Below are 26,427 nucleotides of genomic sequence, written 5' to 3'. Positions count from 1 at the left end.
AAACACTCAACAACTGTTTACTGAACCACAAAGGGTTTGTACTCAACGTAAGTGGCTAGCAATTCGAATACTCTCATGCATCTTACTAAGCACGGGAGGAGGCTAAATGGTAGACAACATAGTATTTGGCATTGGAATCACTGCATTGGCAGGAGCTCTTGCTACCGTAGCCGGTGCTGCGGAAGATGTTGAATCTGATATCGGCTCACAGGGAGACCCGAATTCACAGGTTCAGCTCGCGCCGCAGATGGGATTCATTCACCGCATCTTTAACAAAGCAGTGGCAGGTGAACCCCCCGCATACGGTCTATGGTGCGCTCTCGGCGCAGGTATAGCATGGGCATTTTTGGTAATGCAGTTCAATCCGATTCTTGCAATCATCCTCGGCTGCGCACTGGCGACATTCGTCCAGGGCGTGTATGCGACGACTGCCTACTTGGGCAGGACTGCAAGTTTAGCAAAGTTTGGACAGCCGGTGTACATCGATATCTTAAAGTCGATGACCTCGGTCACGATGGCACACGCATTTGTGGCGATCTTCACCACGGTGTCGCTCTGCTATCTTATGAACGCATCACTCGGGCATCCGTTCCCGCTCCCGCTCCTCGGCCTTGTCTGGGGTATCGCACTCGGTGCAGCAGGGTCTGCAACCGGCAACCCATTCTATGGAAAGGAGCGCCAGTACCAGAACCAGAAGTTCGGTGCCGGTGTCCCAATATCAGCATCAGGAAACATTGTCCGGTATGCTGAAGCAGGACAGCGGAACTCACTCGACAACGGCTGGTTCTCGTCGAAGCTCGGCGGCCCCGCATCCGGTATCTGTTTCGGACTGATCGTCTTCCTTGAACTCTGGAGAACGGTCATCTTCGAGAAGGTCAGCGGAGGCTGGGGTGCCATCGTCGTCGGTATCATCCTGATCCTGGTCTTCACAGTCGTTGACCGGTATATCGAAGTCTGGGCACGGAAGAACTACGGACCATACACCACAGAGGAGACGACCGCATGAGCGCAATTGCAGCAAAAGGCGGTCCAGCAAGCATGGACATGCCCTCAACACTGATCGGGCTCGTTCTGCTCATCATCATGCTCGGCCTGATGTTCGTACTCGGACCAATCAGCGCGTTCTACGCTCTGATCGGAATCGTAGTCGGCGGCGTGCTGATCGGTTTTGGTGTTCACTTCGTGCCAGTCGGCGGAGCGCCGGCAGCCATGGGCCAGGCCCCGGGTATTGCAACAGGTGTTGCGATGCTGGCGGCTGGTGCAGGGCTCGCAGGGCTCTTCGGCGGTGCATGGGCAGCAGAACAGGGAACAGTCATCGCAGTGATCACCGGCGGAGTCGGCGGTGCCATGATGATGGCCATCACCTGTCTGATGGTGAACGCAATCTATGTCTACGGGATGGGTATCCCGGCAGCATCAGGAAAGGTGGCAAAAGACCCGCTGACCGGCGACTCGCAGGCAGCCTACAAGTCCCAGGGAACTGAAGGACACGGTCTGCCGTTCATCTCGTATGTTGGCGGTGTCATCGGTGGTTTCTTCGGCGGTGCCGGCGGCACGCTGATCTACCTGATGCTTTTAGGCGTATATGAGCAGGCACTTCCTACGCTCTTCAACGCAAAGCTTGAGCAGATCATGCCGCTCGCAGTCTCTCTTGCAGGGATCTTCGCAGTCGGTATGTTCCTGGTGAACTCTGTGCTTGCAGCATACAACATCACCGGTACCATCGAAGGACCGCATGACCCCAAGTTCAAGCGGTTCCCACGTGCAATCGTAGCATCGATGATCGCATCAGCCCTCTGTGGCCTGGTTGCAATCCTGCTTGTGGTGATGGGGAACTTCTGAGGTGTTCTCATGACAGCACAAATTACAGTAACTGAGGGAGGAGTTCCTCACAACAAGGTCATGATCTATGGGCTTGTCGGCTCGCTGATCGCGATCTACCTCACCTACCTGAACACCCTGATGGGCACGCAGGCTTTCTCCTTCTTTGGAGGGCTCGGTGCAATCGCTGCCCTGATCTGGGGAAGCAGCACCATCAAGCGGCTCTGCAGCTACGGTATCGGGACTGGTGTCCCATCCGCAGGGATGCTCGCGTTTGGTTCCGGTGTGATCGGTATGCTGATGGCAACCAAGTTCGGCATGCTGACTCCGGTCCTTGCACTGATCATTGCCGCAATCGTCGGCGCCATCCTTGGATTCATCTCAAACAACATCTTAAACATGCGCATCCCTGTGATGATTCAGTCCCTCACTGAACTCGCGGCAGTCGGTTCACTGGTCCTGCTCGGATTCAGTGCCATGGCAGCAGGCGGATTCTCGATGGCAGCACTGACCACCGGCACGATGACCGTGCTCGGCACACAGGTTGCAGCATACAATGCATCACTGATCGGCGGAAGCGTCCTCGCAGTGCTCTTCATGCTCGGTGCAATCGCACTCCAGCATGGATTCAATGCATGTCTCGGACCGAACGAGAAGCAGGACAGGACCCTGATGCTGACCGCAGAGTGCGGATTCCTCAGCATGATCATGGTCGCCATCATCTCGTTCGCCTTCATCGGCATCGGCGCTGCAGTCCTCTCGCTGCTGATCTCACTGCTCGGCTGGTATTACACCTACACGCAGTTCTTCGCACTCTCAAGGCGCGACGCAGCAGCATGGCTCGATTCAAAGCCGATCCTCGAAGTGGAGAGTGAGGCATAATGTACGTCCAGGTTCTGCCTGAATATGGCCTCGTCGTCGATCCGCTGGTCGGTATCGTCACCACTGCAGGGGAGTCCTTTGCACCGGTGCTCGAACAGATCACCATCCTCGAATCGGCCGCAGATGATCTGGTGAACATGCTCTCCGGAGAAGGGATGCTTTCATCCTCGTTCCCGGGTAGAGAGCAGACGCTGAAGATCGCCGGAGGAATAACAGCCTTCTGGTACGGTATCGCAGTCGGACTATTCCTCGCAGGCATCATCGCCTTCCAGCTGATCAGGATGGGGTGAAGAGAATGGCAGATAAGAAATCACCAGCCAGTGGATGGCCAATCGTCCAGGGCGACTTCCATTCAGGGGATGCAAACAGCCCGGTTGCAGTTATTACCATGGGCTCGCACCTCGATGAACAGGGGATCTGCGATGCAGGGGCGGCAATATGCGGTTCCTGTAAGACAGAGAACCTCGGGCTTGAGAAGGTCGTAGCAAACGTCATCTCAAACCCGAACATCCGCTTCATCCTGCTCTGCGGGACAGAAGTGAAGGGGCATCTCTCAGGACAGTCACTCCGCCAGCTCCACTCATCAGGTGTTGACAAGGGTAAGATCGTTGGCTCTGAAGGTGCTATCCCGTTCATCGAGAACCTCGATGACGCGGCGATTAAGCGCTTCCAGGAACAGGTCGAAGTCATCAACATCATGGAGAGCGAGGATCTTGGCACCATCAAGGCAAAGATCAACGAACTGAAGGGAAAAGACCCCGGTGCGTTCGCTGCTGAAGCCATGGTCGTTGAGGTCAAGGAAGCAGGCGGCGCGGCCGAAGAGTCGACCGGCGAAGTACAGCCGCTTTCAGGCGAAGTTGTGCTGGTCCACACCAGGATGAAAGTGATCGAAAAAATGATCACCGACATCGGGTACTGGGACCGGTATGCAGCAGGCGTCTACTCAGGCAAGGTCGAAGGGCTGATGATCGGTCTGATCGTCTCATTCGCACTGATTGGATTCTTGCTGATGGGGTGATCTGATATGGCAGAAGAAGGCTCAAAGGCTGCTGGACCCATCAGAATGGTCGCCATAAACAATATGGTCGAAAACATGCGCTACAAGTCGCAGATCCTTGCAAGGACCAACAAACTTGAGTCCGGTATTATGGACACAGGTCTTGTCGGGTTTGCAGCAGGGATGCTTGTAGCACTGGTCCTGATTGTGGTACCAGCATTAGTACTGATGTGAGGTATCGAGAATGGCAGATAAGAAATCACCAGCCAGTGGATGGCCAATCGTCCAGGGCGACTTCCATTCAGGGGATGCAAACAGCCCGGTTGCAGTTATTACCATGGGCTCGCACCTCGATGAACAGGGGATCTGCGATGCAGGGGCGGCAATATGCGGTTCCTGTAAGACAGAGAACCTCGGGCTTGAGAAGGTCGTAGCAAACGTCATCTCAAATCCAAACATCCGCTTCATCCTGCTCTGCGGGACAGAAGTGAAGGGGCATCTCTCAGGACAGTCACTCCGCCAGCTCCACTCATCAGGTGTTGACAAGGGTAAGATCGTTGGCTCTGAAGGTGCTATCCCGTTCATCGAGAACCTCGATGACGCGGCGATTAAGCGCTTCCAGGAACAGGTCGAAGTCATCAACATCATGGAGAGCGAGGACCTTGGCACCATCAAGGCAAAGATCAACGAACTGAAGGGAAAAGACCCCGGTGCGTTCGCTGCTGAAGCCATGGTCGTCGAGGTCAAGGAAGCAGGCGGCTCAGCCGAGGTTGCAGCAGCCGGGGCGAACCCCCAGTTCCTTGAGATGGAGAAGAGGCTCGATGCAATCGAGAAGAAGATCGAGTTCGTGGACGCAGAGATCGCCCAGCGTGCAGGCCGCAAGGTTGGGAGAGATATCGGTATATTATACGGACTGGTAGCTGGACTGACAGTATTTATCATGCTGCTCGTCCTGCTCCCCAAATTGAATGTGATGGTTTAAGAGAGGAGTAATACTATGTTCAGATTTGAAAAAGAACAGCAAGTCTGGGATTTCAATGGTACCAAGATCGGTGGGCAGCCTGGAGAATACCCCACCGTTCTCGGTGCATCGATCTTCTATAACAAGCACGAGATTGTGCTCGACGACCACAAGGGTACGATCGACAAGCCAAAGGCTGAAGCACTCTGGAACCGCTGCCAGGAACTGACCGACGAGACGGGGATACATTTCTTCATCCAGATCATCGGTGAGTTCGGTGAGGCGCTCGAGTCCTACTTTGACTGGTTCGCATCGATCGATGACAAGACCGCATTCCTGATGGACTCCTCGGCACCTGCAGCACGTATGCAGGCAGCCAAGTACGTCACCGAAGTCGGGCTCGCCAACCGTGCGATCTACAACTCGATCAACGGTTCGATCAGCCAGGAAGAGATCGAAGTCCTCGCAAAGAGCGACGTCGATGCAGCCATTGTGCTCGCATTCAACCCGGCAGATCCGTCAGTCGCAGGGCGCCAGAAGGTGCTCGGCGAGGGTGGTGTCGCAGGGCAGACCAAGGGTATGATGCAGATCGCAGAGGATGCAGGGATCACCAGGCCAATTCTTGATACTGCAGCCACACCACTCGGTCTCGGTTCAGGCGGGTCGTACCGTGAGATCCTTGCATGCAAGGGGATCTACGGCCTCCCAACCGGTGGCGCATACCACAACATGACCGTCTCATGGACCTGGCTCCGCCGCTGGAAGAAGAACCTCGGCACCGTCTATGATGGAAAGCCGGCACTCAAGGACCAGATGCTCAAGCACTATGCAAAGGACATGGAAGCCCTCAAGCAGGCAGTCTGGTCAGCACCGGATATCGGCTGCAACCTGATTGCAAGCACCCTCGGGGCAGACCTGATCATGTTCGGTCCTATCGAGAACATGGAGCCGATGCTGACGACCCAGGCGTATGCAGATATCACGATCCTCGAGGCAGCTCGCGATCTCGGTATCGACACCCAGGATCCGAACCATCCAATCTTCAAACTCATCTAATCCTTTTTTCATCGAGTATTCAGGGTCATCCCGGGCCATTATCATTCAGGTTCAGAAATGAACAGAACAGCTCACCTGCGGTACCGTTAATAAGGTCTGCGCCTCATGTATTATGGAAATCCATGAAGGCGGTTCTGGGGCTTGAAGACGGGACATATGTGGTAGGAGAGGGGTTCGGAGCAGAGGGCACCTGCGCCGGCGAACTGGTCTTCTCCACCCAGATGACCGGGTATATGGAGGCGCTGACGGATGCCAGTTATGCCGGCCAGATCCTGATGTTCACGTTCCCACAGATCGGGAACTACGGGGTCGATGAGAAGAACTTCCAGAGTCCGGCAGTGCAGACGCTCGGCTGCGTGGCGCAGGAGATCTGCGATCAGCCGGCAACTGGACAGTCACTGAAGCGGTACTACGAAGAGCACGGGCTCCTTGGGATCGAAGGGGTCGACACCAGGGCGTTGACGATCAAGACCAGGCAGCACGGGACACTCCGGGCTGCGCTGATCGTCGGAAGCGGGGACCCTGAGCATGCGATCGCCCTGGCACGGGCCGTTCCGCCTATCTCCACCCAGGCTCTGATCCCGCAGGTCTCCTGCAAGGATGCGTACAGAGTCCCGGGGCCCGGGAGACGGGTCGCCGTGATCGATCTCGGGATCAAACGGCACATGGTCGTCAGCCTGAACAAGCGGGGAGCTGATATCGGGGTCTTCCCGTACAACACGACCGCCGAGGAGATCAAGGGCTTTGAACCCGATGCCCTGCTCATCTCTAACGGTCCCGGCGACCCGGTCCAGGCCAGGGAGGCGATCCGATGCGTCTCCGACCTGATCGGAACCATGCCAGTCTTTGGGATCTGTATGGGTAACCAGGTGACCGCACTGGCCCTCGGGGCGGAGACTCATAAATTGAAGTTTGGTCACCGCGGCACCAACCAGCCGGTGAGGTACTCGGATGGAAAGATCTTCATCACCACCCAGAACCACGGCTTTGTCGTGGACCAGGATACCCTCCCTGAGGGATGCGCCTGTAGTTATACGAACTTAAACGACGGAACCCTGGAAGGATTCGAATCCCCTGACCTGGGTATCTCCTGCGTTCAGTTCCATCCCGAGGCCCATGGAGGCCCACGGGATACGGAATGTCACTTTTTTGATATGATCATGCGGAGGATGGCCTGATGCCGAGGCGCACGGATATCAAGAAGGTCCTCTTAATCGGGTCGGGACCGATCCAGATCGGGCAGGCCGCAGAGTTCGACTTCTCGGGATCGCAGGCATGCAAGTCCCTCCGCGAAGAGGGGATCGAGGTGGTGCTGGTCAACTCCAACCCTGCGACGATCCAGACCGATCCCGAAACTGCGGACACGATCTATATCGAACCCCTCCGGGCCCCGATCATCGCGAAGATCATCGAGAAGGAGAAACCCGACGGGATCCTCTCAGGGATGGGCGGGCAGACCGGTCTGAACCTGACCGCAGAACTGGCAGAGCTCGGAGCCCTCGCGGACGTCGAGATCCTGGGCACCCCACTTGAGGCGATCTACCAGGGCGAGGACCGGGAGAAGTTCAAGGACCTGATGCAGAAGATCGGGGAGCCGGTCCCCAGGAGCATGATCTTAAACAAGCTCGACCAGATCGGCGAGGTGATCGAGAAGGTCGGCTTGCCGGTGATCATCAGGCCGGCCTACACCCTCGGCGGCGCCGGTGGCGGTATCGCCCACACCGTCGACGAACTCCGTCGGATCGTTGAGATCGGGTTGCAGCGCTCACGGATCCACCAGGTCCTGATCGAAGAGAGCGTGATGGGCTGGAAGGAACTCGAGTTCGAAGTGATGCGGGATGCAAAGGACACCTGCGTGATCATCTGTTCGATGGAGAACGTCGATCCGATGGGGATCCACACCGGGGAGAGCGTGGTCGTGGCCCCGATCCTGACGCTGCGGGACGACGAGTACCAGATGATGAGGTCTGCCTCGATCAAGATCATCAGGGCTCTCGACGTGCAGGGAGGGTGTAACATCCAGTTTGCCTTCCAGGACGGCGACTACCGGGTGATCGAGGTGAACCCCCGGGTCTCCCGTTCATCCGCCCTCGCCTCCAAGGCGACCGGATACCCGATTGCACGGGTCGCAGCCAAGATCGCCATCGGGATGAACCTCGATGAGATCACCAACGCCGTCACCGGATGCACTCCGGCCTCGTTCGAGCCGTCGATCGATTACGTGGTCGTCAAAGTCCCACGCTGGCCGTTCGACAAGTTCACCAGGGCCGACCGGACCCTGACCACCGCGATGAAGTCCACCGGCGAGGTGATGGCCATCGGCCGGACCCTCGAAGAGGGGTTCAAGAAGGCGCTCCGCTCGCTCGACACCGATATCAACACCCACACCAATCACAACGAGATCAGGATGATCCTGACCAGCCCGACCGACGAGCGGTTCGGGTGCATCTTCGACGCGTTCCGGGAGGGGTTCACCGTGGACGAGATCGCGTCCCTCACCTCGATCAACCCGTTCTTCCTCAACAAGATGGAGAATATCGTGAAGATCGAGCGGGCCCTGGCAGCCGAGCCGACCGATCGCATGATCCGGGAGGCCGCAGCCGCTGGGTTCTCGATGAAGGAGATCAGTGAACTGACCGGCCGGCCGGTTGACGAGGTCAGGTCCGTCGCCGGCGACCCGGTCTACAAGATGGTCGACACCTGTGCGGCCGAATTCCCGGCCACGACCCCGTACTATTATTCGACCTTTGGGACGAACACCGACATCGTCAAGAACGATAAGAAGAAGGTGCTGATCCTCGGGTCCGGACCGATCCGGATCGGGCAGGGGATCGAGTTCGACTACTGCACCGTCCATGCCGTCAAGGCACTCCGGGAGGAGGGAGTCGAGGTCCATATCGTCAACAACAACCCCGAGACCGTCTCGACCGACTTCGACACCTCGGACCAGCTCTTCTTCGAACCGATGCAGCTCGAGGATGTCGTGAACATCTTAAAGACGGACGGCTACTTCGGGGTGATGGTGCAGTTCGGCGGACAGAACGCCGTCAACCTGGCCCTCCCGCTGCTGCAGGAGATCAGAAAACTCGGGCTTCCAACCGCTATCTTAGGCTCGTCCCCTGACGCGATGGACATCGCCGAGGACCGGGACCGATTCAGCGAGCTGCTGGACAAACTGGAGATCCCGTCGCCGCCGAACAGCTCGGCCTACTCTGAGGAGGCCGCGCTGGCCATGGCCAATGCGATCGGCTACCCGGTGCTGGTCCGCCCCAGTTACGTGCTCGGCGGAAGGGCGATGGAGATCGTCCACGACAATGTCGAGCTCGAGTCGTACATGAAGGAGGCGATGCGGGTCAGCAAGAGCCACCCGGTGCTGATCGACTCGTTCCTGCAGGATGCCATTGAGCTGGACGTGGACGCGGTCTGTGACGGTGACGAGGTGCTGATCGGCGGGATCATGGAGCATATCGAGGAGGCCGGGGTCCACTCGGGCGATTCGGCCTGCGTCATCCCGACCCAGTCCCTCTCTGACTCAGTGCTCGCACGGGTCAGGGAATATACCAAGAAGATCGCCCTCGGCCTGGGCGTCGTGGGGCTCGTGAACATCCAGCTCGCGGTGAAGGACGACGTGGTCTACGTCCTCGAGGCCAACCCGCGTGCGTCCCGAACCGTCCCGTTCGTCTCCAAGGCGACCGGGATCCCGCTGGCCAAGGTGGCCGCGAAGGTGATGATCGGGAAGAAACTGAAGGACCTTGGCTATCAGGAGCGGACGTTCCGGCATGTCGCGGTGAAGGAGGTTCTCCTCCCGTTCAACAAGCTCCCCGGAGTCGACACGGTCCTCGGCCCTGAGATGAAATCCACCGGCGAAGTGATGGGGATCGACTACGACTTTGGCCGGGCCTACTACAAGGCCTGCATCTCGGCAGACAACGAACTCCCGATCGAAGGGAACGTCTTCATCTCGGTCTCAACCGAGCAGAAGGAGGAGGTCAGGCGAATCGCGGGTCAGCTCCGGGACCTCGGGCTGACCCTCTTTGGAACGAAGGGGACCGTCGAGACGCTGATGCAGGCAGGGATCGAGGCGAACCTGGTCAGAAAGGTTCAGGAAGGGTCCCCGAATGTGATCGACATGATGCGCCGGGGCGATATCAGGCTGATCATCAACACCCCGGTGGACAAGCAGTCCCGGCTCGACCATTACCAGATCATGCGGGCAGCGGTCGACTACGGGATCCCGTACATCACGACCCTGCAGGCCGCACGGGCCGCAGCGCTGGCCATCGATGCGATCAAGCGGGAGAAGATCACGCTGGAACCGATCAGCCATTACCTCTCGGAGGTTGAATGATGGGAAAAGGAACAATTATCTTAGCATTTTCTGGAGGGCTTGACACCTCCATCTGTGTGCCGCTGTTGAAAGAGCGCTACGGGTACGACCGGGTCGTGACGGTGGCCGTGGATGTCGGACAGACCGAGGAGGACATCTCCACTGCCACACAGAAGGGGAACCTGATCGCAGACAAGCACTACACGATCGATGTGAAGGACCGGTTCGTCGCCGAGCACCTCTTCCCTTCGATCAAGGCGAACGGGTCGTACGAGGGCTACCCAATGGGCACCTCGCTGGCCAGGCCGTTAATAGCCGAGGAGATTGTGAAGATCGCACGCGCCGAAGGGGCGACAGCGGTGGCCCATGGCTGCACCGGTAAAGGGAACGACCAGCTCAGGTTCGAGTTCATCTTCCATGGTGCCGGCCTTGAGGTGGTGGCACCGATCAGGGAGCTGAACCTGACCCGGGAGTGGGAGATCCAGTACGCCCAGGAGAAGCAGATCCCGGTGCCGGTGGTGAAGGAGAAGCCGTGGTCTGTGGACGAGAACTGCTGGTCTCGCTCGATCGAGGGGGGAAAACTCGAAGACCCGGCCTTCCACCCTCCAGAAGAGATCTTCCACTGGACCGTCTCCCCTGAAGCGGCCCCGGAGACGCCGGCGACGATCAGTATCCAGTTCAAGGACGGGGTGCCGATCGCGCTGAACAACGAGCCGATGAGCGGCCTCGACCTGATCCGGGCCCTGAACACGCTGGCAGGTGCACACGGCGTCGGCAGGAACGACATGATGGAGGACCGGATCCTCGGTCTCAAGGCGCGGGAGAACTACGAGCACCCGGCCGCGACGGTGCTGCTGGTGGCCCACCACGACCTGGAGGGGCTGGTCCTCTCCAGGCAGGAACTGGCCTTCAAGGAGATGATCGATGCCAAGTGGTCTGAACTGGCCTACATGGGACTGATCTACGAGCCGCTGTACTGGGCGCTGACGTCGTTCATCGACAAGACCCAGGAACGGGTGAACGGCACCGTCGACCTGAAGCTGTACAAGGGCTCGGTCCGTGTGCTCGGCAGGTCCTCGCCTGACACGCTCTACTCGGACGAATACGCCTCCTTCGACAGCACCACGGTGGACCAGTGCGATGCGGTCGGGTTCTCCAAGTATTACGGGCTTCAGGCCCGCCTCCTGATGAACCAGAAGCGGGACTGACCCGCCCCCTCTTTTTATGAAGGTGATCTGCCTCCTCTCAGGGGAACATCCGATACTCCCGGCGAAGGAGCTCGAGGTCGCAGGTACGGTCACCGACCTCTGGCCCCAGGTGGCCTTAATGGATTGTCCTGACCCGGCGAAGACGGCCCGGCTCGCCCAGACCCACCTGGTGCTCAGGTATCTCGCCACCTGCGAGCCGACGCTGGACGCAGTCAAATCGATGCTGGCCGACCTTGACCTGTCACCGGACGGAACCTTCGCGGTCAGGGCGAAGAAGGTCTGCGGCACCCCTATCGAGGCGGAACCGCCGACGATCGAACGGTTCGCCGGCGGTCTGATCGGCGGAAAGGTCTCGCTCACCGCCCCGGACCACGAGTACCACCTGGTCTTCTCGGGGGACCGATGCTTCTGCGGCGAACTCCTCCTCCGGATCGACCGGAGGGCGATGGACCTGCGCAACCCATACGGGCGACCGTTCTTTCACCCTGGCGTGATGATGCCGAGGATGGCCCGGACACTGGTGAACCTCTCGCTCGCCGAGCCAGGAGAGATCCTGTACGACCCGTTCTGCGGCACCGGGGGGACGATGCTCGAGGCCGACCTGATCGGGATCCGGGCGTACGGCTCCGACACCGACCGGGCGATGCTGATCGGTTCCCGACAGAACCTGCCCGGAGCCGAGGTGCTTGCCGGCGATGCGACCTGCCTGCCGGTCAGGTCCGCCGCCGTCGACGCGGTCGTCTCCGACCTGCCGTACGGGCAGTCGGTGCCGATCATCGCCCCGAGCCTGGAGAAGTTATACTCCGGCTCGCTCGAGGAGATCCGGCGGGTCCTCAAACCGGGCCGGCGGGCCGTGATCGTCACGCACCAACCGATCGGAACGATCGCGCAGGAGTACCTGACCGTCCTCGGCCAGTACGAGCAGCGGGTGCACAAGTCGCTGACCCGCCGGATCCTGGTCTTAGAGAAGTGATACCCGGTTGACGACCGGGAGACCCTTTTTTTGAGAGGAGATGAGGGACCAATCTGGTTACCCTCACCAGACCTCAGTCGGTGCCGGCTCTCCGGGCACACCAGTGGGCCGCGATGAAGAGGCGGATCAGCTCGGTGGCCACCGCGGCCGTCTGGCCGTCGTCGGTCGGACAGACTTCGACATAGTCGAACCCGACGGCCTGCGGGGCGAGCCGGGTCACCACCTCCCGGATATCGTACGGGGTCAGCCCGAACGGTTCAGGGGTGCCGAGGCCGGGGGTGTAACAGCAGTCGATCGCATCGGCATCGATCGAGAGGTAGACCCGCTGGTCCCCGATCGTCTGTTGCACCTCGTCGAGCACCGCGCCGATCCCGTCCTTCCGCACCTGGTCCGACGAGTAGAGGATCAGCTCCTTCGCAAACTCGTACTGCTCGCGGGTGCCGCTCCGCTGACCGATCATCACGATGTTGGTCGTCCCCTCGTTGTAGACCAGCCTGGTCGTACACCCGTGGTTATAGACCGCCCCGCGGTACTCCTCGCGGAGATCCAGATGGGCATCGCAGACGACGAACCAGTCGGGCTTCACCGACCTGACCGCGCCGACGGTCAGCGTGTGCTCTCCACCAAAAAAGATCGGAACCTTCTGATCCCGGACCAGATCTGCGATCGACTCTGCGACCTGAGCGACCGCCTCCTCCGGGACCACCGACAGGTCGAGGTCTCCAAGGTCACAGATCGGGACCTGGTCAAGGTCCAGGTCAAAGGCCGGGATATATGGTTCAAAATTATAGGAAACATCCCGTATGGCCCGGGGACCAAAACGCGTCCCCGGCCGGTACGAGGTCGTGCCGTCAAACGGCCCCCCGAGCATACAATACCGGGCGTCGGCATAGAGTGCCTCGGCATCAGCAAAGAGATAGTTCAGGACGTTCTGCATACGGTTACTAGAGCCGTATTGATTAATCCAGTTTCCGCATCCCCATCGATTCGATGTAGGTGACCTCTTTCCCCACCTCGACATCGCCCTTCTTATCATCAGTGATCTTGATCTCAAAGTTCGTGAACTCCTTGAGGTCCATCAGCTGGGCCATGTCCCCACTGATCGAGAGCACCTGAGCTGCTTTCCGTTCGACGATCGGGACGTACGTCTTGGCCGAGACCGGCTGAACAATCGAACGCTTGACCCCGTCAAAGATACCGACCACATCGATACGTGCCTTGGCCGCACCGTGCTTGCCTGGTTTCGAGGTGTTGATCGCGAGAATCTTGCATGGCTGGTCATCGACCACCACGTACCGTCCGTCCTTGAGCTTTCCAACTTCTGTCTGTTCCTTCATCTTTAAAACACCCGATATATCAGTTGCAGTGATAATTTATCTTGATTGAATTACATAAATACGACGTACGGATACCATAAAAAACCGGAGGTTTCATGGAGTTTCTTTCTGCTTGTGAGGAGATGGCTGAACTGGTCGGGACCGCGATCGCCGATCTCGTCGATACCGAGGACGGGGATCAGTTCATCAGGATGGGGGCCGATGGCACCCCGACCAAGAAGATCGATCAGATCGCCGAAGATCTGGTCGTCGAATATCTGACCGCCCACCGCCTCTGCAGAACCCTGATCAGCGAGGAGTGCGGCAAGATGGATATCGGCGGCGAGAAGGGGACAATCTTCCTCGACCCGGTCGACGGCACCTACAACGCCCTCTCCGGGATCCCGTTCTATGCGATCTCAATTGCCTACGCCGAGGAGGGCGTGGTCAGGGAGGGATTTGTCCGGGACCTGGCCAATGACGAGACCTTCTCTGCGGTGCTCGGAAAGGGGGCCTTCCATAATGGCGAACCGGTCACCACCTCGCCGACCGCGCTCCTCGAAGCGAGCGCGATGTCGATCTATGGGCGGAAGTTCGATCCGGCGAACGTGATGGAACTCGGCAGGACCGTCCGCCGCTGGCGGCTGCTCGGGGCATCGGCGCTCGAACTCTGTTACACCGGTTGTGGCCGGCTCGACGGGTTCATCGATCTCCGCGGCACCCTTCGGGTCACCGATGCGGCTGCAGGGATCCTGGTCTGCACCGAGGCCGGCGGAACGGTCACGGACCGGGACGGGCTCCCGCTCCACTTCCCCGATGAGGTAACGATCGGTCGCTGTCTGGTCGCAACCAACGGCGTGCTCCACCCCAAGGTGATCGAATACCTGAGATGATCTGATGAGACTGCTGCTGATGTCGCGTATCGACAGCGACGAGACGCTGGCGTATACCCGGGCGCTCGGAACAGATCTGACCGGGGCCGGCTTTTCGGTCATCTACGACACGGCCACGGCCACGGCACTGGGAAGGGAGGGGGTACCTCTCGCCTCTGCAGACCCGGACGCAGTCGTGGCGATCGGCGGGGACGGGACGATCCTGCTCTGTGTGCAGCAGATGAATGTCCAGCACCCCTTAATTGGGATCAACAGGGGGGAGGTCGGATTCCTCGCCGACCTGGAACCAGAGGAGGCGCTCTCGTTTCTGAAGAAACTCAGACCCGGGTTCCCGGTGGAGCGGCGGATGCGGATCGATCTCTCGATCAACGGTGAACCGCTCGGGACCGCGCTGAACGAGGCGGTGATCGTGACCAGCCGGCCGGCCAAGATGCTCAGGTTCTCGGTGATGGTCGACGGGGTCCGTGCGGAGCAGTTCCGCGGGGACGGCCTCCTGATCAGCACCCCGACCGGATCGACGGCATATGCGATGAGTGCCGGCGGGCCGATCGTGGATCCCCGGATCGAAGGATTCCTGCTGGTGCCACTCGCACCGTACATGCTCTCGTCCCGCCCGCACCTGATCAGTTCGACCAGAACCCTGTTAGTCCGGCTGGAAGCGAGCAAACCGGCGCACCTGGTCCTTGACGGGCAGCGGACGATCGACCTCGGAGACGAGGTGACGATCGAGGTGACCCGTTCGCCGGATCCAGCGCAGTTCATCGACGTGAACAGGAACTTCTTCTCCAAGGTCGAGCAGAAACTCCGGAACCTCTGATCCTCCACCGACCCCCCCCATTTATATTTGAGCAGGGCAACGAGTGATCCATGACCAGTACAACCGAAACCGTTGATTACGCAGCCAGTGCAGCAGCCCTGACCTCCCTGCTGGGGCTCTCCGGCTCGCCCGTGGCCATCCGGTTCGCAGCGACCAAAGAGACGATCCCTGAGGGGATCGAGGAGGTGCCTGAGACGATCCGGCACTGCGGCATGGTGAGCCTGGCCCGCAAGGAAGGGAAGATCTTCTATGCGACCGCCGATAAGCACCTCTGCAATGGAGGAGCCTGGTCGCTCGGGCTCAGGCCGATCACCCAGAGCCTCAAAGACGGCGAGTTCTACTACAAACTCGGCAAGTTCGAGTCCGACGCGTCATGCAAGCGGACGATCGATCAGATCCCGCACCTCGAGCCCTGCACCACCTATGCGACGATGTACGCCCCGCTCGGGAAGACACCGTTCATCCCGCACGTGATCATGATCATCGCCAACCCGTTTGCGATGCTGAAACTTGCCCAGGCCTCGCTGTACCACCTCGGCGGCAGGCTGCACCCCTCGTTTGCCGGGATCCAGTCGGTCTGCGCCGATGTGACCGCCCTGACCTACCTCTCAGGAGAGATGAACATCTCGCTCGGCTGTGACGGGTCACGGAAGTTCTCTGGGATCGCCCCTGACGAGATGGTGATGGGCTTCCCGGCGGAACGGCTCGACGAGATCGTCGACGCACTGAGGATCGTCTGCGCCGCACCGGGCTCGCAGAAAAAATAAGAGAATAGAGCAGAGCAAAAAAGGCGGGGAAGGATCAGCGATCCTTCACCTTGCCCATGATGTCCTGGAAGAATCCTTTCTTCCCGGACTTCTGGTGCTTCTTTCCTTCGATCTCGAGGATCTGGCGGTACAGTTCCTTCTCCTCGTCCTTCAGCTGCTTCGGGGTGACGATCCTGACCCTGACCAGCAGGTCACCCGGCCGGCCCCGTCGTTTGACCCCTTCGCCAGGGATCTTCAGCGCGGTGTTGAACTGGACCCCGGCAGGGATCTTCAGTTCGACGGTTCGTTTGTCGATCGTCTGGACCTCGATCGTCGATCCGAGCACCGCCTGGGCCGGCGAGATCTCCACCAGAGTCTCCAGGTTGTCGCCGCTCCTGACGAACCGGTCATGCGGCAGCACCTGCACCTCGATGTAGAGGTCGCCGTTCTGGGCTCCATAGTCCCCCGCCTCTCCGTACCCCTCCATCCGGAGGCGCATGCCATTGTCGATGCCGGCAGGGATATGGACGTTCACCTTTCTGCGTACGCGGGTGTGGCCCGAACCACCGCAGGGCTTACAGACCTTGTCTGGGACCCGTCCCCGACCCCCGCACTCGGTACAGGGGGCCGTCCTGACGAACTGGCCGAAGATCGTCTGGCTCGCCTGCCGCATCTGTCCTGAACCCCCGCATCGGGTACAGGTGTGCAGATTCCTGGTCTCACTGCCGGTCCCCCCGCAGGCCTCGCAGGGTTCGGTATGGTAGACCTCGATCTCCCGGTCCACCCCGGCCACGGCCTGATCGAGCGGGATCTGGATCCGCATCAGCAGGTCGTCACCGCGCTGCGGCCCCCGGGGGCCTCCGCCCCGGGCACCGCCGAAGAAGGTATCGAAGATGTCGCCGAAGCCGGAGAAGTCGGCGTTGAACCCGCCGCCATAGGCCCCGCCGCCACCGGCGTACGACCCCTTGGAGGCGTTGGTGAAGGTCTCATGCCCCATCTGGTCGTACTGGGCCCTCTTCTGCTCATCAGAGAGGACACTGTAGGCCTCGTTGATCTGCTTGAACTTCTCCTCAGCCCCTGCCTCTTTGCAGACATCGGGGTGGTACTTCCGTGCAAGGTTGCGGTACGCCTTCTTGATCTCCTTCTCGCCTGCTGTTCGTGGGACCTCAAGGATCTCGTAGTAGTCTCCCGCACCCATCTACTCACTCTTCTTTGACTTTGTAGTCGGCGTCGACGACGGTGTCGTCCTGCTTCTGGGCGGCCCCTTCAGGCCCTGCGGCTGCCTGCTGCTCGGCCACTGCCGCCTGGGCCTTCTGGTAGATCTTGGTCGTGGCTGCGTATACCGCCTCGGTCAGCGGCTCCATCTCCTTCTTGATAGCCTCCAGGTCGTCTGCCTCGAGCGCCTTCTTCAGCGCCGCGACGCCGTCCTCGATCTTCTGCTTGTCCTCGGCCTCGATCGCGTCCGGGTTGTCCTTCAGCATCTTCTCTGCAGTGAAGACGGCAGTGTCTGCGGCGTTGCGGATCTCGATCTCGTCCCGCTTCTTCTTGTCGTCCTCTTCAAAGGCCTTGGCATCGTTGACCATCTTGTTGATGTCGTCTTCGGAGAGCTTCTTGTCTCCTTTGATAGAGATCGCCTGCTCATGGCCGGTGCCGAGATCCTTGGCCGAGACATGGATGATCCCGTTGGAGTCGATGTCAAAGGTGACCTCGATCTGCGGGATACCCCGGGGGGCCGGCGGGATGCCGGTCAGCTGGAACTTGCCGAGGGTGAAGTTGTCCTTGGCGAGTGCACGCTCACCCTGAACCACGTGGATCTCGACACTGGTCTGGCCGTCTGCGGCCGTGCTGAAGATCTGGCTCTTCCGGGTCGGGATCGTGGTGTTCCGCTCGATCAGCTTGGTAGAGATGCCGCCGAGGGTCTCGATACCGAGGGTCAGCGGGGTGACATCCAGCAGGACGATATCCTTCGCTTCACCGGTCAGCACCGCAGCCTGGATCGCGGCACCGAGGCCGACGACCTCGTCAGGGTTGACCCCTTTGTCGGGCTCCTTGTTGAGCAGTTTCTTGACGGTCTCCTGGACGAACGGGGTCCTGGTCTGACCGCCGACCAGCAGCACATGGTCGATATCTGCAGCCGTTAACTTGGCATCGGCGAGGGCCTGCTTGACCGGACCGATCGTGGACTCGACTAGGTCCCCGACCAGCTGCTCGAACTTGGCACGGGTCAGGTCGATATCCAGGAACTTGGGGCCGCTGGCATCGGTGGTGATGTAAGGGAGGTTGATGGTCGTCTTCTGAACCGTCGAGAGCTCGATCTTCGCGTTCTCTGCGGCATCGCGGAGCCGCTGCAGGGCGATCACGTCCTTTCTGAGGTCGACCCCCTCGGTCCTCTTGAACTCATCGACCAGGTAGTCGATGATCTTCTTGTCGAAGTCATCGCCGCCGAGGTGGTTGTTCCCGGCCGTCGACTTCACCTCGAAGACGCCGTCGCCGAGCGTCAGGATCGAGACATCGAAGGTGCCGCCGCCGAGGTCGTAGACCAGCACCGTCGCTTCCTGCTCCTTGTCGACACCATAGGCCAGCGCACTGGCGGTCGGCTCGTTGATGATCCGGAGCACCTCGAGGCCGGCGATCTGACCGGCGTCCTTGGTGGCCTGCCGCTGGGCGTCGTTGAAGTACGCCGGGACCGTGATGACGGCCTTGGTGATCTTCTCGCCCAGGTAGGCCTCGGCGTCCATCTTCAGTTTCTGCAGGATCATCGCAGAGATCTCCTGCGGGGAGTACTTCTTGTCGTCGATCTGGACCGTCTCGGAGGTCCCCATCTTCCGCTTGATCGACATGATCGTCCTGCCGGTGTTCGTGATCGCCTGCCGTTTGGCCAGGTTTCCAACGAGCCGTTCCCCTTCTTTTGTGAACGCGACCACTGATGCGGTGGTCCGACCCCCCTCTGCATTCGGGATCACGACCGGCTTGCCGGCCTCCATGATCGCCATGCACGAGAAGGTGGTTCCAAGGTCGATGCCGATTACTTTCTCTTTCACCATAATTTTATGCCTCCCTGTTATTTCCTTTTGAAACTGCGACTTTTGCGCATCTGATAATCCTGTCATCCATCCGGTACCCGCGGGCGACCTGATCGATCACCACGCCGTCCGCTGCATCGGCAGGGACGTACGCAATCGCTTCATGGGCAGCCGGATCGAACGGCTCGTTCAGACAATCGATCGGCTGGATGCCGTGCCGGCCGAGGATGGCCATGAAGAGTTTTCTGATCTGGTTGAGCCCTTCACGAAGGTGCGCATCATCGGTCTTCTCTGCACGTTCCAGATTGTCCATCACCTCAAGTATCTCAACGGTGAACTGCTCGATGGCTGTGGTGATCCGAAGATTCTGTTCCTTTGCCATCCGCTTCTTGTAATTGTCAAAATCTGCGGCAAGCCGGAGAAACTGGTCATTCAACTCGCTATAAGCCTTCTTCAGCTCGTCGGTACCGGGTGATTGGGACGTCTGGTCAGCGGCCTTATCTGCGGCCGTGCCGGCTGTTGAAGATCCATGCTGATTCTCTGCTGTATCTTCTACTTTTTCAGTTCCCATAATCAGACCCAATATCTATTGTATAGTAGTTCTATATAAACATATCCCTAACCTGAGGCCATCGTCGCATGCATTGGCGACACATCCTGAATCTCTGCGAAATCACCGCAGATCCGCAGATAAAACCCGGGACAGCGAATAAGTATCTCCCAGGAACAGCGTGATCCTGCAGAATACGGTGACCATCCCGAGAGGCTATAAGGAAAGGGTTCCATAGTATTGACCATGAAATGGGCACTGTTGTCTGTCTGGGACAAGACAGGGATCGTAGACCTGGCAAAGGCTCTCGTAGAGAGCGGGATGAACCTCCTCTCCTCTGGTGGCACTGGCGCAGTGCTCAAGGAGGCGCATATCCCCTTCACCGAGGTCTCGGCATACACCGGCTCGCCTGAGATGATGGGCGGGCGGCTGAAGACCCTCCATCCGAAGATCCATGGCGGGTTGCTCGGCAGGCGTGGGATCGATGATGAGGTGATGGCCGAACACGGAATCGAAGCGATCGACCTGCTGGTCGTGAACCTGTACCCCTTTGAGATGATGGCGGCCAAGGCCCTGCCCCTCCCCGACCTGATCGAGTACATCGACATCGGTGGTCCCGCGATGATCCGGGCGGCTGCCAAGAACTATCACGACGTCGCCGTCGTGACCGACCCTTCCAGGTATGGGACGGTCATCGAAGCGGTGAAACGCGGCGGGTTCACCGAGGACGAACGGCTGGTGCTGGCCAAGATGGCCTTTGCACGGACCGCGTCCTACGACGCGGCGATCAGCAACCATCTCTACAGCCTGGAGGGGAGCTTCCCGCCGGTCTACTCAGTCCAGTTCCGGAACGGCAGGACGCTGCGGTACGGCGAGAATCCCCACCAGCAGGCGGCCGTCTACGGCGAATCCGGGATCGCCGACCAGGAGCCGCTGCAGGGCAAGCAGATGTCGTACAACAACTACCTGGATCTGAATGCCGCAGTGGGACTGCTGCGGGAGTTCGACGGGCCGGCAGCGGTGATCGTCAAGCACAACAACCCGTGCGGGGTCTCGATCGGCGAGGATATCAGGGCCGCCTACCTCTCAGCACGGGAGGTCGACCCGCAGTCGGCCTACGGCTCGGTGGTCACCCTGAACCGGGAGGTGGACGCTGCGCTCGCAGAGGATCTCTGCGGGACCTTCGTCGAGGTCGTGGCCGCCCCCTCGTTCTCCCCTGGGGCGCTCGTGATCATGCAAAAGAAGGAGAATATGCGGGTGCTGGTGCTGCCGGCTCCGGTGCAGGCCGACGAGGTCAGGTCGATCGATGGCGGGCTGCTGGTCCAGCGGACGCCGCCGCACCAGGAGAACTGGACGGTCGTCTCAGAGCGAGAGCCGACCGAAGAGGAGATGCAGGCCCTCCGGCTGGCATGGAAGGTCTGCAAGCACACCAAGTCGAACACGATCATCTTTGCAGACCAGACCAGGACACTCGGGATCGGGGCCGGGCAGATGTCCAGGGTCGACTCGGCGAAGATCGCCATCGAGAAGGCCGCAGGGCCGCTCAACGGTTCAGCCGTTGCCTCCGATGCGTTCCTGCCGTTCGCTGACACCCTTGAAGTCGCAGCAAAGGCCGGGGCGACGGCTCTGATCCAGCCGGGCGGCTCGATCCGGGACGACGAGGTGATCGCAGCGGCCAACAAACTCAACATCGCGATGGTCTTCACCGGGACCCGCTACTTCAGGCATTAATAAAAATTTGGAAAGGGACTGTGAGGCGCTCAGGCGATCTTCTTCCCTGCGTCCTTTCCCGGGACGCAGGTGAAGACCTCGGTCACCTTCAGGATGATCAGCGATTTTGCCGGGAACGCCTCGTTCTTTGCTCTGAGCACGGCCCGCATCTCTTCGTACTCGGCCCCCTCGGTCCTGATCGTCACCTCGCCCTTCATCTGCAGGCACTTCTTCGACTCCGGGTCCCAGGCATAGACGGCCAGCACCGGGTTCTCTTTCAGGTTCGCCAGCGTCTTGAGCATGTAGTTGTCCCCGATCCAGATCGTATCCTCGCCACGGAGCATCACGGATGCCATCGGGGCCACATTCGGAATCCCGGCCTTTGATGCGGTCGCCGCCGGAAAGACCTTCACCTTTGTAATAATCTCCTTCATCTCATCAGTCAGTATAGTCATCTCTCTCTCCCGTCCACGGCGCTGCTGCCGGACGGTGATATCATAATCCTGATCCCCAATAGATGTTGCGGATGAAGATCGTCACCAGGTATCTGGAGAGGAATTGATCATGGATGAGTGGATCTGGTTACCCCCAGAGGTCACCAGATATTTCGTATCTTTCGTCAGAGTGGGGGTCATTCCTGGTTTTCAAGTAAACAGCTGGTTGGTACCATAATACAATAGATACGCTTAAGACCATCCAAATTAAATACCCGTTTATAATACTTCATTATCAATTACGAAAAATGGAAAGGTGGTAAAAATGACAGCGATTAGTGTTAAACGGATACAGCCCGAAAAAATGCAGAATACTATCGAAGATTATGAGACCGCCGGTTGGACTCTGGAAAGTAGCAATGATCGTATGGCCATCATGAGACAGGAAGGAGGATGGGGGAGCCTTATGGGGCATGTCGTTGTCGCTATCTTCACAATCTGGTGGACTGTAGGAATTGGCAATCTAATTTATGCATTATATCGTCATTACTCCGGGAGAAAAGAAATCCATATCAAGATTGATGAATAAATAAATGGTTACAACTTCTTTTTCAATACGTGAAAACTCCACATTTTTCATCCAATAAAAAGTAAACTATTTTTGCATCATTCCAGTTTTGATTTTAATCCCCACAACCCATGCGTACTCTCCGCACTCGATGCTAAAAATAATAAAGTCTTTGTGTATATTCTGGATCTGCGGATTCACAGATTCTAATCAGTCAACTAATATCTGGTTGTGAAAAGGTAGTGTCTCACAAATCCTGTAGTTCCTTTAAAAGTACTGCTGAAAATATTGTCATCTCTCTCCAAGCCACGACAACCGCCATAAAGTGGGGATGTCGTAACTCCTACCCAAGATACATGTTGCGTTAGATTATGGTAACAGGGTTTCATAAGAAGAACTGATCACAGTTGAATGAATCAAGTTGTCCTCATAAATCATTCAACATATTGAATCTTTCGCCAGAATGGGGGTTAATCCTGTTTTTTTTGGTGATCCATCGATTTTTCCCAGGAAGGAATAGATATGTTTAAATTCATCCAGTTCACTACATCTGCATTAATCAAAGAAGGTGTTTTGTATGGATTATGGAAATATGATTTCAGATGCATTCGAGTATACGCGCGAGGCGCTTATCGAGAAATGGATGCGATGGGTACTACTGACGATCGTCACGATCATCCCGATTGTGAACTTCATCTCTATGGGGTATATGATGGAGATCTACCGGGGCACCAGGCCGGCACCTGAACTGGAGAACTGGGGTACGCTCTTTGTGGACGGCCTGAAACTCTTCATCGTCACGCTGATCTACATGATCCCGGTGCTCGTTATCATTGCAATCTTCGGTGGGCTTGGCGTCCTCGGCATGATTGCTTCAGGGGATGCAGGTGGAAACTCGGCAATGGCTGCAGGTGCGATCGCCTCTCTGATGGGTGGCATCTTCCTCGCCCTGATCGTCGCCCTGCTCATCGGGATCATCGCGGCCATCGGCGTGATCAGGTTCACCAGGACAGGATCGATCAGCGAGGCCTTCAACTTCAGTGCCATCCTCGAGACGATCGGCAGGATCGGCTGGGTGGACTACATCATCGCCCTGGTCATCCTCTTCATCTCCATTGTGGTCGTTGAGATTGTGTTGACGATCATCACCACCATTGTGACGGCAATCCTCAGTTTCATCCCGATAATCGGTGTGATCGTCGGCTCCTTACTCAGCATGATCATCAGCCTCATCATCGTCGTACCACTGTACATCTTTGAAGCCCGGTATCTGACGGAAGTTTACGACAGCACCTGAAATCAACCCCCATTCACTCAATTTTTCCCGGATCAGTGATCGGAGAGAAGTCATCTATTTTCAACAATTCGGTAGTGATCCGGGGTATAAATGATAATTAATTTCAGAAAATCTGAATGAAATTCTTTGAGTAATTGCCCCTCACGTTGTGAAAAACACACCTATTGAATGTTTTATTATTACCGGTTGTTTCTTGGGTCACTATCGGATATTATTCAGGGCGGACCAGATTATCCACAGTGATCATCTAATGCATCGGATTTTTCACCAGAGATGGGGGGTTTTTTCAGATAATCTACCGACCTTTACCAAAATATTACAGATACGTTTAATTTCATCCAGTTCACTACATCCGTATTACCCAAGAGAAGGTTTTTTGTATGGATTATGGAAACATGGTTTTAGATGCATTCGAGTATACGCGCGAGGCGCTTATCGAGAAATGGATGCGATGGCTTCTGCTGACGATCGTCACAGCCATCCCGATTGTGAACTTCATCTCCCTTGGGTACATGATGGAGATTATCCGGGGCACAAGGCCGGCTCCTGAACTGGAAGACTGGGGGACGCTCTTCGTGGACGGCCTGAAACTCTTCATCGTCGGGCTGGTCTATATGATTCCAGCGATCGTTATCTTTCTGATCTTCAGCGGGCTCGGCATCCTCGCCATCATCACATCAGGGAGTACGAACTGGGATCTGGGTATGATATTAGGTCTCCTAGCCTCTGGGATAAGTGGCCTCTTCATTGCTCTGATCGTAGGACTGGTCATCGGCTTCATCGCGATCATCGGCATGGTCCGGTTTACCCGGACCGGATCGCTCAGCGAAGCCTTCAACTTCAACGCCATTCTCGAGACGATCAGCAGGATCAGCTGGATGGATTATATTATCGCCCTGGTCATCCTCTACATTGTCAGCGCAATCGTCAAATTTGTGGTGATGCTCCTCAGTACCATCCCAGTCCTCGGCTGGATCATCGGCTTCTTCATCACTGCAGCACTTGTCATCTTTGAGGGCAGGTATCTGGCACTGATCTATGATAGCGCCTGAACTCAACCTTATTCAACCCACTTTCCCCCGCGGGCTCAGCGACCTGAAAAAGTACTCCATTTTCAGCAGATCAGAAGGGTTTCTGCCACCCTGAAGTTAGTATAGATTACGAAGAGAGGATCCTGGGATGTCTTTTGGATATACCAAGGTCACCTGCCGGAGAGTTCCTTTGCAAATGCCACGGCCCGGTCCACGTCCCGCTGGTCGGGCCTACCATGGTGGATCCCGCCGATCACCCCCAAGATCGCGTAGGTGTCATACCCGGCAGAGCAGAACTCCCCGCAGACCGGTACCCCGTGGCCGGCCAGCGCCGCCTTCAGGGCCCGGTGCCACCGCTTCTGGAGGAACGGGATGCCGGCGGTCGAGAAGATGAACACCCGCTGACCAGGAACCGGCTGCATCCGCTCGGCGAGTTTGATCAGGGACTGGTGATGCTTCCCAAAATAGATCCCCGATCCGAACCCGATCAGGTCGTATCCCCGCAGATCCTGCGGCTTCACCCGCCCTGCCTCCCGGCACTCGGCGTACAGCGCCGTGGCCAGTGCCTCTGCGATCACCCTGGTGTTGCCATGGTGCATTGACTGATAGACGATCAGCACCTTCATGATCCCCTCTCCGATGCCCCGACGACTGCAGAGCGCACCGCTTCATCAGATGGATGGGAAATGCTTCCGGATTATACTATCTCTTCGAAAAGATAGATGAGCCTGCAGAAGAGATAGTACGTGCATGCGTGATGAACCTGCAGTCTCGATCGTGCTGGTGAACTGGAACGGTTGGAAGGACACCGTCGAGTGCCTGGCCTCCCTCTCCCACCTGCAGTACCACGCGATCCAGATCGTGATCGTGGATAACGGGTCGGCCGACGGCTCGGTGGAGAAGATCAGGGAGTACTGCCGGGGCCAGCTCGGCGTCACCTCCCCGTTCTTTGCAGAGCAGCCGGCAGCACAGATCCCGTTCGCTCAACTGACCGCGGAGGAGGCCGCGGCCACCGGGAATGTGAACGCTGAGCCGGGCACCGTCACCGTCATCACCAACCAGGGGAACCTCGGGTTCGCCGAGGCGAACAACCAGGGAACCAGGTATGCTCTTCGGGCCTTCGACCCGGCCTATGTCCTCTTCTTAAACAACGACACCGTGGTGGACCCCCGGTTCCTCGCCGCCTTCGTCGAGGTCGCCGAAGCGGACCCGTCGATCGGGTTCCTCGGCCCCAAGACCTGCTACTACGATTACCAGGGGCGGCGGGACGTGATCAACTTCGCCGGCGGCGAGCTCAGCCTGTTGACCGGGAACACCGTCCACATCGGCCAGAACCAGCCCGACCAGGGGCAGTTCGACACCCAGCGGGTCGTCGACTATGTCGAGGGCTCCTGTCTCCTCGCCCGTTCCCCGATGCTGAAACAGATCGGCCTCCTCGACCCCGGCTACTTCGTCTACTACGAGGAGAACGACCTGGTGATGCGTGGAAGGAAGGCAGGGTTCTCGGCCGTCTACGTCCCGACAGCAGTGATCTGGCACAAGGTCTCGGCCTCCTCCAAGAAGACCCCGATCAAGACCTATTACATGGCCAGAAACCGATTCTGGTTCATGAAACGGCATGCTGGCTGGCATTACCCGCTCTTTTTGATCGTCTTCTTCATCAGTTCGTTCTGGCTCTCGACCGCGATCCATCTTCTCTACTACAAGAGCCCTGACGCGTTCCGGGCCTACGCCCGCGGAGTCAGGGACGGCCTCAAAGGGCCGGCACCCCTCCCGCAGACGCTCTGAAAATTCTGAAAAATAAACTCCTTTTTAAA

The 26,427-nt window shown here is 58.1% G+C and carries 27 protein-coding genes; 20 read left to right on the top strand and 7 right to left on the bottom strand.

The annotated features are described in order from the left end of the window. The first annotated feature begins 106 nt into the window (after positions 1-106). The 12 genes from mtrE to ACFKSJ_RS11310 all read left to right on the top strand — a co-directional run bounded on the left by mtrE (position 107) and on the right by ACFKSJ_RS11310 (position 12,225). Entirely contained in the window at positions 107-1,006 is a 900-nt protein-coding gene (gene mtrE, locus ACFKSJ_RS11365; RefSeq protein WP_440949913.1) for a tetrahydromethanopterin S-methyltransferase subunit E, read from the top strand. Continuing rightward, on the top strand, positions 1,003-1,842 hold the full coding sequence (mtrD, locus tag ACFKSJ_RS11360) for a tetrahydromethanopterin S-methyltransferase subunit D (RefSeq protein ID WP_440949912.1): 840 nt from the start codon (positions 1,003-1,005) through the stop codon (positions 1,840-1,842). Before mtrE ends, mtrD begins: the two co-directional genes overlap by 4 nt. 9 nt (positions 1,843-1,851) lie before the next feature. Beyond that, positions 1,852-2,703, top strand: coding sequence for a tetrahydromethanopterin S-methyltransferase subunit MtrC (mtrC, locus tag ACFKSJ_RS11355; protein ID WP_440949911.1), 852 nt, complete (start codon positions 1,852-1,854; stop codon positions 2,701-2,703). Further along, a complete protein-coding gene (gene mtrB / locus ACFKSJ_RS11350) occupies positions 2,703-2,993 on the top strand; it encodes a tetrahydromethanopterin S-methyltransferase subunit MtrB (RefSeq protein ID WP_440949910.1) in 291 nt (96 codons plus the stop codon). Before mtrC ends, mtrB begins: the two co-directional genes overlap by 1 nt. A 5-nt stretch (positions 2,994-2,998) precedes the next feature. Beyond that, a complete protein-coding gene (gene mtrA / locus ACFKSJ_RS11345) occupies positions 2,999-3,721 on the top strand; it encodes a tetrahydromethanopterin S-methyltransferase subunit A (RefSeq protein WP_440949909.1) in 723 nt (240 codons plus the stop codon). A 6-nt stretch (positions 3,722-3,727) separates the two neighbouring features. Further along, complete coding sequence (locus tag ACFKSJ_RS11340; protein WP_440949908.1) at positions 3,728-3,934, top strand: tetrahydromethanopterin S-methyltransferase subunit F; 207 nt, start codon at positions 3,728-3,730, stop codon at positions 3,932-3,934. Between the two features lie 10 nt (positions 3,935-3,944). Then, positions 3,945-4,682 (top strand): tetrahydromethanopterin S-methyltransferase subunit A, encoded by a 738-nt coding sequence (gene mtrA, locus ACFKSJ_RS11335; protein WP_440949907.1) that lies wholly within the window; start codon positions 3,945-3,947, stop codon positions 4,680-4,682. Positions 4,683-4,697: 15 nt separating this feature from the next. After that, entirely contained in the window at positions 4,698-5,717 is a 1,020-nt protein-coding gene (gene mtrH / locus ACFKSJ_RS11330) for a tetrahydromethanopterin S-methyltransferase subunit H (protein ID WP_440949906.1), read from the top strand. 122 nt (positions 5,718-5,839) lie between these two features. Next, the gene (gene carA, locus ACFKSJ_RS11325; protein ID WP_440949905.1) at positions 5,840-6,895 is read left to right on the top strand and encodes a glutamine-hydrolyzing carbamoyl-phosphate synthase small subunit; all 1,056 of its coding nucleotides are present in this window, start codon (positions 5,840-5,842) and stop codon (positions 6,893-6,895) included. Beyond that, complete coding sequence (carB, locus tag ACFKSJ_RS11320; RefSeq protein ID WP_440949904.1) at positions 6,895-10,065, top strand: carbamoyl-phosphate synthase large subunit; 3,171 nt, start codon at positions 6,895-6,897, stop codon at positions 10,063-10,065. Before carA ends, carB begins: the two co-directional genes overlap by 1 nt. Next, positions 10,065-11,252, top strand: coding sequence for an argininosuccinate synthase (locus ACFKSJ_RS11315; protein WP_440949903.1), 1,188 nt, complete (start codon positions 10,065-10,067; stop codon positions 11,250-11,252). Before carB ends, ACFKSJ_RS11315 begins: the two co-directional genes overlap by 1 nt. 16 nt (positions 11,253-11,268) lie before the next feature. Next, positions 11,269-12,225 carry a methyltransferase domain-containing protein gene (locus ACFKSJ_RS11310; RefSeq protein WP_440949902.1) on the top strand — a complete coding sequence of 319 codons (957 nt, stop codon included), beginning with the start codon at positions 11,269-11,271 and terminating at the stop codon, positions 12,223-12,225. Between the two features lie 73 nt (positions 12,226-12,298). On the opposite strand, the gene speB is transcribed toward ACFKSJ_RS11310, so the two are convergent. Together speB and ACFKSJ_RS11300 are read right to left on the bottom strand one after the other, a co-directional pair. Continuing rightward, on the bottom strand, positions 12,299-13,162 hold the full coding sequence (gene speB, locus ACFKSJ_RS11305; protein WP_440949901.1) for an agmatinase: 864 nt from the start codon (positions 13,160-13,162) through the stop codon (positions 12,299-12,301). Positions 13,163-13,184: 22 nt separating this feature from the next. After that, positions 13,185-13,562 (bottom strand): translation initiation factor IF-5A, encoded by a 378-nt coding sequence (locus ACFKSJ_RS11300; protein ID WP_440949900.1) that lies wholly within the window; start codon positions 13,560-13,562, stop codon positions 13,185-13,187. Between the two features lie 95 nt (positions 13,563-13,657). Between ACFKSJ_RS11300 and ACFKSJ_RS11295 the strand changes: the two genes are divergently transcribed. The 3 genes from ACFKSJ_RS11295 to ACFKSJ_RS11285 are packed head-to-tail and all read left to right on the top strand — an operon-like array spanning position 13,658 to position 16,018. After that, positions 13,658-14,434 (top strand): bifunctional fructose-bisphosphatase/inositol-phosphate phosphatase, encoded by a 777-nt coding sequence (locus ACFKSJ_RS11295; protein ID WP_440949899.1) that lies wholly within the window; start codon positions 13,658-13,660, stop codon positions 14,432-14,434. A 4-nt stretch (positions 14,435-14,438) separates the two neighbouring features. After that, a complete protein-coding gene (locus ACFKSJ_RS11290; RefSeq protein WP_440949898.1) occupies positions 14,439-15,251 on the top strand; it encodes an NAD(+)/NADH kinase in 813 nt (270 codons plus the stop codon). Between the two features lie 50 nt (positions 15,252-15,301). Further along, positions 15,302-16,018, top strand: coding sequence for a DUF169 domain-containing protein (locus tag ACFKSJ_RS11285; RefSeq protein WP_440949897.1), 717 nt, complete (start codon positions 15,302-15,304; stop codon positions 16,016-16,018). Positions 16,019-16,052: 34 nt separating this feature from the next. Here the strand turns inward: ACFKSJ_RS11285 and dnaJ are convergent, their stop codons facing one another. Genes dnaJ through ACFKSJ_RS11270 form a run of 3 tightly spaced genes read right to left on the bottom strand, consistent with a single transcriptional unit; the run spans position 16,053 to position 19,591 of the window. Next, positions 16,053-17,195, bottom strand: coding sequence for a molecular chaperone DnaJ (gene dnaJ / locus ACFKSJ_RS11280; RefSeq protein WP_440949896.1), 1,143 nt, complete (start codon positions 17,193-17,195; stop codon positions 16,053-16,055). Positions 17,196-17,199: 4 nt separating this feature from the next. Beyond that, positions 17,200-19,041 carry a molecular chaperone DnaK gene (gene dnaK / locus ACFKSJ_RS11275; protein WP_440949895.1) on the bottom strand — a complete coding sequence of 614 codons (1,842 nt, stop codon included), beginning with the start codon at positions 19,039-19,041 and terminating at the stop codon, positions 17,200-17,202. A 4-nt stretch (positions 19,042-19,045) separates the two neighbouring features. After that, positions 19,046-19,591 (bottom strand): nucleotide exchange factor GrpE, encoded by a 546-nt coding sequence (locus tag ACFKSJ_RS11270; protein ID WP_440949894.1) that lies wholly within the window; start codon positions 19,589-19,591, stop codon positions 19,046-19,048. Positions 19,592-19,816: 225 nt separating this feature from the next. Between ACFKSJ_RS11270 and purH the strand changes: the two genes are divergently transcribed. After that, positions 19,817-21,301, top strand: a complete 1,485-nt coding sequence (gene purH, locus ACFKSJ_RS11265; protein WP_440949893.1) for a bifunctional phosphoribosylaminoimidazolecarboxamide formyltransferase/IMP cyclohydrolase — start codon at positions 19,817-19,819, stop codon at positions 21,299-21,301. Positions 21,302-21,330: 29 nt separating this feature from the next. On the opposite strand, the gene ACFKSJ_RS11260 is transcribed toward purH, so the two are convergent. Further along, positions 21,331-21,735, bottom strand: a complete 405-nt coding sequence (locus ACFKSJ_RS11260) for a pyridoxamine 5'-phosphate oxidase family protein (RefSeq protein WP_440949892.1) — start codon at positions 21,733-21,735, stop codon at positions 21,331-21,333. 304 nt (positions 21,736-22,039) lie between these two features. On the opposite strand from ACFKSJ_RS11260, the gene ACFKSJ_RS11255 reads away from it, so the two are divergent. From ACFKSJ_RS11255 to ACFKSJ_RS11245, 3 genes are all read left to right on the top strand, one after another. After that, the gene (locus ACFKSJ_RS11255; protein WP_440949891.1) at positions 22,040-22,303 is read left to right on the top strand and encodes a hypothetical protein; all 264 of its coding nucleotides are present in this window, start codon (positions 22,040-22,042) and stop codon (positions 22,301-22,303) included. A 556-nt stretch (positions 22,304-22,859) separates the two neighbouring features. Continuing rightward, positions 22,860-23,579, top strand: coding sequence for a DUF4013 domain-containing protein (locus ACFKSJ_RS11250; RefSeq protein WP_440949890.1), 720 nt, complete (start codon positions 22,860-22,862; stop codon positions 23,577-23,579). Between the two features lie 380 nt (positions 23,580-23,959). Further along, a complete protein-coding gene (locus ACFKSJ_RS11245) occupies positions 23,960-24,631 on the top strand; it encodes a DUF4013 domain-containing protein (protein ID WP_440949889.1) in 672 nt (223 codons plus the stop codon). A 149-nt stretch (positions 24,632-24,780) separates the two neighbouring features. Here ACFKSJ_RS11245 and ACFKSJ_RS11240 read toward each other — a convergent pair whose 3' ends face one another. Beyond that, positions 24,781-25,236, bottom strand: coding sequence for a flavodoxin family protein (locus ACFKSJ_RS11240; RefSeq protein ID WP_440949888.1), 456 nt, complete (start codon positions 25,234-25,236; stop codon positions 24,781-24,783). Positions 25,237-25,360: 124 nt separating this feature from the next. Here ACFKSJ_RS11240 and ACFKSJ_RS11235 point away from each other — a divergent pair, with 124 nt between their 5' ends. Continuing rightward, positions 25,361-26,398 carry a glycosyltransferase family 2 protein gene (locus ACFKSJ_RS11235; protein WP_440949887.1) on the top strand — a complete coding sequence of 346 codons (1,038 nt, stop codon included), beginning with the start codon at positions 25,361-25,363 and terminating at the stop codon, positions 26,396-26,398. The last annotated feature ends 29 nt before the right edge of the window (positions 26,399-26,427 follow it).

The sequence above is a fragment of the Methanosphaerula subterraneus genome (assembly GCF_052055875.1).
Taxonomy (GTDB): Archaea; Halobacteriota; Methanomicrobia; order Methanomicrobiales; family Methanospirillaceae; genus Methanosphaerula; species Methanosphaerula subterraneus.
The sequence above is the reverse complement of the archived record's forward strand: the minus strand, read 5'-3'. Positions and strand labels throughout refer to the sequence as shown.

Excerpts from the sequence above, each read along its gene's own strand:
- carB (WP_440949904.1), top strand. The coding sequence starts at position 6,895 with ATGCCGAGGCGCACGGATATCAAGAAGGTCCTCTTAATCGGGTCGGGA.
- ACFKSJ_RS11290 (WP_440949898.1), top strand. The coding sequence starts at position 14,439 with ATGAGACTGCTGCTGATGTCGCGTATCGACAGCGACGAGACGCTGGCG.
- ACFKSJ_RS11235 (WP_440949887.1), top strand. The coding sequence starts at position 25,361 with ATGCGTGATGAACCTGCAGTCTCGATCGTGCTGGTGAACTGGAACGGT.
- mtrC (WP_440949911.1), top strand. The coding sequence starts at position 1,852 with ATGACAGCACAAATTACAGTAACTGAGGGAGGAGTTCCTCACAACAAG.
- speB (WP_440949901.1), bottom strand. The coding sequence starts at position 13,162 with ATGCAGAACGTCCTGAACTATCTCTTTGCTGATGCCGAGGCACTCTAT.
- ACFKSJ_RS11300 (WP_440949900.1), bottom strand. The coding sequence starts at position 13,562 with ATGAAGGAACAGACAGAAGTTGGAAAGCTCAAGGACGGACGGTACGTG.
- ACFKSJ_RS11240 (WP_440949888.1), bottom strand. The coding sequence starts at position 25,236 with ATGAAGGTGCTGATCGTCTATCAGTCAATGCACCATGGCAACACCAGG.
- mtrD (WP_440949912.1), top strand. The coding sequence starts at position 1,003 with ATGAGCGCAATTGCAGCAAAAGGCGGTCCAGCAAGCATGGACATGCCC.
- ACFKSJ_RS11245 (WP_440949889.1), top strand. The coding sequence starts at position 23,960 with ATGGATTATGGAAACATGGTTTTAGATGCATTCGAGTATACGCGCGAG.
- ACFKSJ_RS11260 (WP_440949892.1), bottom strand. The coding sequence starts at position 21,735 with ATGACTATACTGACTGATGAGATGAAGGAGATTATTACAAAGGTGAAG.
- dnaJ (WP_440949896.1), bottom strand. The coding sequence starts at position 17,195 with ATGGGTGCGGGAGACTACTACGAGATCCTTGAGGTCCCACGAACAGCA.
- mtrA (WP_440949909.1), top strand. The coding sequence starts at position 2,999 with ATGGCAGATAAGAAATCACCAGCCAGTGGATGGCCAATCGTCCAGGGC.
- ACFKSJ_RS11270 (WP_440949894.1), bottom strand. The coding sequence starts at position 19,591 with ATGGGAACTGAAAAAGTAGAAGATACAGCAGAGAATCAGCATGGATCT.
- ACFKSJ_RS11285 (WP_440949897.1), top strand. The coding sequence starts at position 15,302 with ATGACCAGTACAACCGAAACCGTTGATTACGCAGCCAGTGCAGCAGCC.
- ACFKSJ_RS11310 (WP_440949902.1), top strand. The coding sequence starts at position 11,269 with ATGAAGGTGATCTGCCTCCTCTCAGGGGAACATCCGATACTCCCGGCG.
- dnaK (WP_440949895.1), bottom strand. The coding sequence starts at position 19,041 with ATGGTGAAAGAGAAAGTAATCGGCATCGACCTTGGAACCACCTTCTCG.
- mtrH (WP_440949906.1), top strand. The coding sequence starts at position 4,698 with ATGTTCAGATTTGAAAAAGAACAGCAAGTCTGGGATTTCAATGGTACC.
- ACFKSJ_RS11250 (WP_440949890.1), top strand. The coding sequence starts at position 22,860 with ATGGATTATGGAAATATGATTTCAGATGCATTCGAGTATACGCGCGAG.
- mtrB (WP_440949910.1), top strand. The coding sequence starts at position 2,703 with ATGTACGTCCAGGTTCTGCCTGAATATGGCCTCGTCGTCGATCCGCTG.
- ACFKSJ_RS11295 (WP_440949899.1), top strand. The coding sequence starts at position 13,658 with ATGGAGTTTCTTTCTGCTTGTGAGGAGATGGCTGAACTGGTCGGGACC.
- ACFKSJ_RS11340 (WP_440949908.1), top strand. The coding sequence starts at position 3,728 with ATGGCAGAAGAAGGCTCAAAGGCTGCTGGACCCATCAGAATGGTCGCC.
- ACFKSJ_RS11255 (WP_440949891.1), top strand. The coding sequence starts at position 22,040 with ATGACAGCGATTAGTGTTAAACGGATACAGCCCGAAAAAATGCAGAAT.
- mtrE (WP_440949913.1), top strand. The coding sequence starts at position 107 with ATGGTAGACAACATAGTATTTGGCATTGGAATCACTGCATTGGCAGGA.
- mtrA (WP_440949907.1), top strand. The coding sequence starts at position 3,945 with ATGGCAGATAAGAAATCACCAGCCAGTGGATGGCCAATCGTCCAGGGC.
- purH (WP_440949893.1), top strand. The coding sequence starts at position 19,817 with ATGAAATGGGCACTGTTGTCTGTCTGGGACAAGACAGGGATCGTAGAC.
- carA (WP_440949905.1), top strand. The coding sequence starts at position 5,840 with ATGAAGGCGGTTCTGGGGCTTGAAGACGGGACATATGTGGTAGGAGAG.
- ACFKSJ_RS11315 (WP_440949903.1), top strand. The coding sequence starts at position 10,065 with ATGGGAAAAGGAACAATTATCTTAGCATTTTCTGGAGGGCTTGACACC.